The sequence below is a fragment of the Bacteroidales bacterium genome, from assembly GCA_018334875.1.
Taxonomy (GTDB): Bacteria; Bacteroidota; Bacteroidia; order Bacteroidales; family UBA12077; genus JAGXLC01.
The window spans coordinates 1-1,889 of record JAGXLC010000131.1; the positions used below are offsets into that span (position 1 = coordinate 1).

The 1,889-nt window shown below is 41.0% G+C and carries 3 protein-coding genes; 2 read left to right on the forward strand and 1 reads right to left on the reverse strand.

Annotated elements, in window-relative coordinates; translation table 11 throughout:
* Positions 1–109 precede the first annotated feature (109 nt).
* Positions 110–652, reverse strand: a complete 543-nt coding sequence (locus KGY70_11360) for a nitroreductase family protein (GenBank protein MBS3775777.1) — start codon at positions 650–652, stop codon at positions 110–112.
* A 177-nt stretch (positions 653–829) separates the two neighbouring features.
* Here KGY70_11360 and KGY70_11365 point away from each other — a divergent pair, with 177 nt between their 5' ends.
* Positions 830–1,258: a hypothetical protein gene (locus KGY70_11365; protein ID MBS3775778.1), complete on the forward strand. Its 429-nt coding sequence runs from the start codon at positions 830–832 to the stop codon at positions 1,256–1,258.
* A gap of 38 nt (positions 1,259–1,296) precedes the next feature.
* Positions 1,297–1,889: hypothetical protein (locus KGY70_11370; GenBank protein MBS3775779.1), on the forward strand; the 593-nt coding region annotated here is incomplete at its 3' end.

The window sequence follows — 1,889 nt, forward strand, 5'->3', positions numbered from 1 at the left end:
ATCTTATTTCCCTAAATTTGATTCTGCAATATAGTAAGCTGCCTTTTGCCCATTGCCAACTGATCTTTTCCAATTGCCAACTAAAAGTTTTTCTATAATTTTTATATATTCAATAAGCATTATAGCTGACGATCTTGTCCATTGCTTTTCTTTTTCTTGATTTTTGTTTATCTGTTGCCGGATAACCCACACTGATCATTAAAGGCACCCTTCTACGTAAGGGTATGTTCAGGGCTTTTTTTGCCTTTTTTTCATTGAGCCAGCCCAGCAAACAGGTGCCAAGACCTTCCTCTGTTGCCTGAAGACAAAAGTGTTCTGCCGCAATACCAATATCCATAAGCGGGTAATGTTTTCTTTTGATTTTGCTTCCGAATTCAGAGGTAACATTGGCCGGTTCCATGACAATGGCTATGATAACCGGTGCCTCATCGACAAATTTATTCATACCAAATGACATGTGTTTGGCTGCTCCGGCTACTTCCTTTTTCAGTTCTGGTTCATCCACTAAAATGAACTTCCACGGCTGGGCATTGCAGGCTGAGGGAGCCAAGCGTACAGCCTCCAGGCAGCGCTCCAGTTTCTCCCTTTCCACAGGGATCGGCGAATAATTTCTTGTGCTCTGGCGTATTTGTATCGTTTTCAGTATATCCATCGTATTCTTTTTAGAGGAAACGAATTTAATCATAATTATGCAATTTCAAGATATACCCACAAAGTTAAGTAGATTATATTTTTTTCGTGAAATGTCCGATTTTTCCAATACACGAATTAACTTATCCCGTAAATTAGTTGCCTATTAAATAACCTAAAAATTAAGGAGGATGGTATCATGTTAAAAACAGCTATAACCATTATGATCGTCGTATTGGTCTTTTCTGCCCTTTACGATCTTTTTCTTATCGCTTCACCTCAGACTGTCGGAGGAAGTACTCTTGAAGCGAGAAGTGAACTAATCCTGGATGATATCGATGAAGAGGGTGTTGCTGAAACCATCGTAATTTATACCCGGCATTTGGGTGTATTTGGTTTATGTATCACTATAAGTCTTTTCTTTATCCTGTTCAAAGGTTTCCGAAAGGGAGAACAATGGGCCTGGTGGGCAATTTTAATCGTGGGGTTAATTGCATGGGGTTTTGGTCTCATTACACAGATAGGTGAAGGAGATACTCTAAATATTATATTGCACCTGATTGGAATTATATTGTTCTTAGCCGGCATTATTCTACCGATAAAGGTATTTTTTGCTAAAAAGGCCTGATGATTTAAATTGTGGTAAATAAAGATGGATAATATAAGATGGACTTAAAAGAGATCAAAAACAGGAATGAGAAGGGATTATTGAAAAAGACCAATGTGGTTGGGGTGATGACCGGCTATAAGGTAAGCGGAGGACAAAAAACCGATGAATTGAGCATCGTATGTTTGGTAGAGAAGAAAATCCCGGAAAAGGAACTGAGGAAAAGAGACCTTATACCCAGCAAGATCAGTGAGAGCAGCACCGATGTCATACAGGTGGGTAAGTTAAGGGCTTTGCAAATAGACAAGAAAGCCAGGCACCGACCCTGTCCGATGGGAACTTCCGGCGGGCATTACATGATCACAGCAGGTACCAACGGAGAATTGCTCAGAGAAAAGAAAGAAGGCAAAACATGTATTGGAACCAACAATCATGTGGGGGCCAATTCAAATGATGCTGAGCCAGGGGATCCTTATCTGCAACCTGGCCCCCACGATGGAGGAACAGTGAGTAACGACACCATTGGAAGATTGCTGAGATTCGTGCCCATTGAATTTGAAGGGGAAACCAGTAAATGCACCTCTGCAAGATTTGCAGCCTGGCTTGTTAACATTCCTGCCAGGCTGTTCGGCAAAAAAACCCGTATGAAGCC